Below are 3,290 nucleotides of genomic sequence, written 5' to 3'. Positions count from 1 at the left end.
TTTCTTGCGCGAGCGCTTGCGTGTCGGTCAGTGGGTTGCCGTCGGCATCAGCGTTCTCGCGGTGGTCGTGCTCGCGATTGGCTATGGCCAGCCTCCCTACATCTCGCTCGCACTGGCCTTCTCGTTCGGCTTCTACGGCTACATCAAGAACCGCATGGGCGGCCGGGTGTCGGCCGTTGCGGGGCTCACCCTCGAAACCGCGTGGCTCGTGCCCGTCGCCGTCGTGGCCCTTGTCGTCGTGCAGCTCACGGGCGGCATCACGCTCGGCACCTCGGGAGTCGGGCACGCCGTGTTGCTCTCATTCGCCGGCATCATCACGGCCGTGCCGTTGCTGCTCTTTGCGGGGGCGACGAGACGCCTTCCGCTGAGCGTCATGGGGTTCATTCAGTACTTCGCACCGCTGCTGCAGTTCGTATTCGGGGTCGCTGTGTTGCTTGAGCCCATGCCGCTCGAACGCTGGATCGGATTCGCCCTCGTGTGGCTCGCGCTCATTGTGCTTTCGGCCGAGGCGGTTGTTCACCGTCGCCAGGCCCGGCGCGAGCGACGCACCCTGCCTCTCGAGACCGGTCCCGTCGAATCGGTGTAGCGGCGTCTAGCCCTGGTCGGTCAGCGCTCCGTCGAATTCGGTGATGAATCGTTCGGCGTCAGAGCGCGAGAAGGGCAGGGGAGGGCGAAGCTTGAGCGACGCATTGTCACGCCCCGATGCGCTGATCAGGATGCGCCGCTCGCGCAAGGCGCCCACGAGAGCCACCGCGGCACGCGTGTCGGGTTCGCCCGTAGCGGGGTCGACGATGTCGACCCCGAGGTAGAGGCCACTGCCCCGCACGTCGCGCAGTCGGTCGTGCCGCGCGGCGAGTTCGTGGAGCATGCCGCGCAGGTCATCGCCGATCATTGCCGCGTGCTCGGGCAACTGTTCGTCGTGCAGCACGTCCCACGTGGCGCGGGCCGCGGCGATCGACACCGGGGTGCCCGCGAAGGTGTTGAAGTAGCGCACGTGGTCGCCAAATGACTGCATGAGATCACGTCGGGCGACGAGCCCCGCCACCGGGTGCCCGTTGGCCATCGGCTTGCCGATGGTCACGAGGTCGGGCGTCATGGTGTGGTGGAGGTAGCCCCAGAGTCCGGGCTCACCCGCCCGCCGACCGAGTCGCCCAAAGCCGGGCTGCACTTCGTCGGCGATGACGAGTCCGCCTGCGGCGTGCACCAGAGCGTGCGCGTCCGCGAGAGCCGCGGTCGTGGCCGGCGAGGGGGCGAGAAAGCCGTCACTCGCGAACGCGGTGTCGACGATGAACGCGGCGACTCCGTGGCCCGCGGCCTGCAGCGAGGCGATCGCCGAGCGAACATCCGCCACCATTGCTGACCCGTCGCCGACGGGAGGGCGCACCGTGCGCACCCAGTCGGCAAGTGAGTCGACTCCACCGAGCGAGGGAGAGATCGCCGCAATCTCGGTCGTGACCCCGTGGTAGGCGTTCTCGGTGACGATCGCACCGCGCTGACCCGTCGCGTGCTTGGCCACCCGCAGCGCCAGGTCGTTCGCTTCTGACCCCGTGCAGACGAGCGTCAGGGTGTCGAGCCCGGCACCGAATGAGCCGAGCAGAAGCTCGGCATACTCGATCAGGCTTTCGCTCAGATAGCGCGTGTGCGTGTTGAGTCGCGCCGACTGCTCGGCGATGGCCGCGGTGACCCGTGGGTGCGCGTGACCGACCGACGGCACGTTGTTGTAGACATCGAGAAACTCGTCACCATCCCGCGTATAGAGCTTGGTTCCGCTCGCGCGCACAAACTCGATGGGGTGCGCATAGAACAGGCGGTAGCCGGGCGAGAGCACAGCCTCGCGGCGATCAATGAGCTCGCGCGTGCGGGCGTCGAGGGCGTCGCGGTGCTCCGGTCGATAGTAGGTAGCGGGTCCGATCATGCGCGTGCTCCGATCGTGCTCGGGATGCTCTGTCGCAACTCACGCAGGTCGCGAGCGATGGCGCTCAGGTTGCGGCTCGCGTACTCCGCGGCGGTGGGGTTGGCGGCGGCGATGGCCGAGTTCAGGATGGCGCGCTGGGCAATCCGCAGCACCACGAGCCCGGGCAGCAGCGCGTGCTCGTCGTCGGTGAGGGGCTGCTCGGTCTCGAAGCCGGCGACGTAGGCGCGTGCAGCGCCCCACGGCTCGCCCGCGTCACCCACTCGGCCGCGGGCATACGACGCCGCGACAGCGAGGTCGGCAACCCGCGGGGTGCGCGTCATGTCGCCAAAGTCGAGCACCCCGGTGATGGCGAAGGGTTCGGATCGCACGAGCACGTTGTCGCCGTGCAGGTCGTTGTGGGCGAGCAGGGCAGGGAGGGTGCGGGCGGCGGGGAGGAGGGCATCCCGAGCGTCGTCGACCACCTCCCGAACGAGGTGGCGCACGTCGGCGTCGGCAACGTGATGCACCAGCGGCGCGTAGTGATCGACGGCCAAGAGGTTCCACGGTGTCGGTGATCCCAGCAGCCGAGGGGTGGTGCCATCACCAATGTCCGCAATGGCAGTCGCCAGGCGTGCGTGCAGCGCGCCGAGCTCGCGCATGACTTCGAGCGGGCGGGGGCGCGCCCCCAAGGGTTCTCCGTCGAGGTAGGTGAGCACGCGCACCTGTCGCGACTGCCCCGCCTCATCGACGACGCTCGCCATGAGCGAGTTGTCGACGGTCGCCACGATCCGTTGCACCGGCAGCTGAGGGTAGCTGCGGTCAAGAGCGGAGAGCACGGCAAGTTGGTCGGCGAGCTCGGTCACCGAGTCATGAGGGTGTGCAAACTTGGCAACGAACCGCCCGAGTGAGGTGCTCACGAGAAATGTGTCGTCACGCTCGGTGGGCAGCCGGGTCATCGAGTCGACGACGAGGCCGTGCGTGCGGGCGACGAGGTCACGCGCATTCGCACCTGACAGGGGCGTGAACGGCGCCGTCAGCGGCAGAGGTGACGGCGCGGGCACGGGGCCAGCCTATTCGGGCGGCGGTAGGGTGCCAGTACCCCTGGTCTCACAAAGGAGCACCACTATGGCTCGGCTCGCCGGCATCGCTCTGGGCGTGGCGATGGCGCTCGTGCTCACGGGGTGCAGCGTGCCTCGACCACTTCCCATCCCGACGTCATCGGCGAGTGAGACGGCGGGGCCCACGGGTGATGGCGTGTTGCGCATCGGCACCCTGTTTCCGATGAGCGGCGATGTGGCGTCGATCGGAGCCGGCATGGTCGCCGCTGTCGAGGTCGCCGTTCGCGACGTCAACGCCGCGGGGGGCGTGTTGGGCCAGCCCGTCGAGGTGTTCTACC

Annotated in this window: 4 protein-coding genes; 2 read left to right on the top strand and 2 right to left on the bottom strand. The window is 68.5% G+C overall.

Annotation, left to right across the window (positions count from 1 at the left end; all coding sequences use genetic code 11):
* The coding region (locus SFU54_RS05145; RefSeq protein ID WP_413466569.1) for an EamA family transporter at positions 1-586 on the top strand (586 nt) is incomplete at its 5' end.
* Positions 587-592: 6 nt separating this feature from the next.
* On the opposite strand, the gene SFU54_RS05140 is transcribed toward SFU54_RS05145, so the two are convergent.
* Both SFU54_RS05140 and SFU54_RS05135 read right to left on the bottom strand, forming a co-directional pair.
* Positions 593-1,915: an aspartate aminotransferase family protein gene (locus tag SFU54_RS05140; protein ID WP_319015225.1), complete on the bottom strand. Its 1,323-nt coding sequence runs from the start codon at positions 1,913-1,915 to the stop codon at positions 593-595.
* Entirely contained in the window at positions 1,912-2,955 is a 1,044-nt protein-coding gene (locus tag SFU54_RS05135; protein WP_319015224.1) for a phosphotransferase, read from the bottom strand. Before SFU54_RS05135 ends, SFU54_RS05140 begins: the two co-directional genes overlap by 4 nt.
* Positions 2,956-3,019: 64 nt before the next feature.
* Between SFU54_RS05135 and SFU54_RS05130 the strand changes: the two genes are divergently transcribed.
* Positions 3,020-3,290, top strand: a 271-nt coding sequence (locus SFU54_RS05130; RefSeq protein WP_319015223.1) for an ABC transporter substrate-binding protein, incomplete at its 3' end; no start/stop codon positions are given.

It is taken from the genome of Microcella sp. (assembly GCF_033763155.1).
Taxonomy (GTDB): Bacteria; Actinomycetota; Actinomycetes; order Actinomycetales; family Microbacteriaceae; genus Microcella.
The sequence above is the reverse complement of the archived record's forward strand: the minus strand, read 5'-3'. Positions and strand labels throughout refer to the sequence as shown.

What these genes read in the sequence shown, in the direction of transcription:
- SFU54_RS05140 (WP_319015225.1), bottom strand. Translation starts at nt 1,915, where the DNA reads ATGATCGGACCCGCTACCTACTATCGACCGGAGCACCGCGACGCCCTC.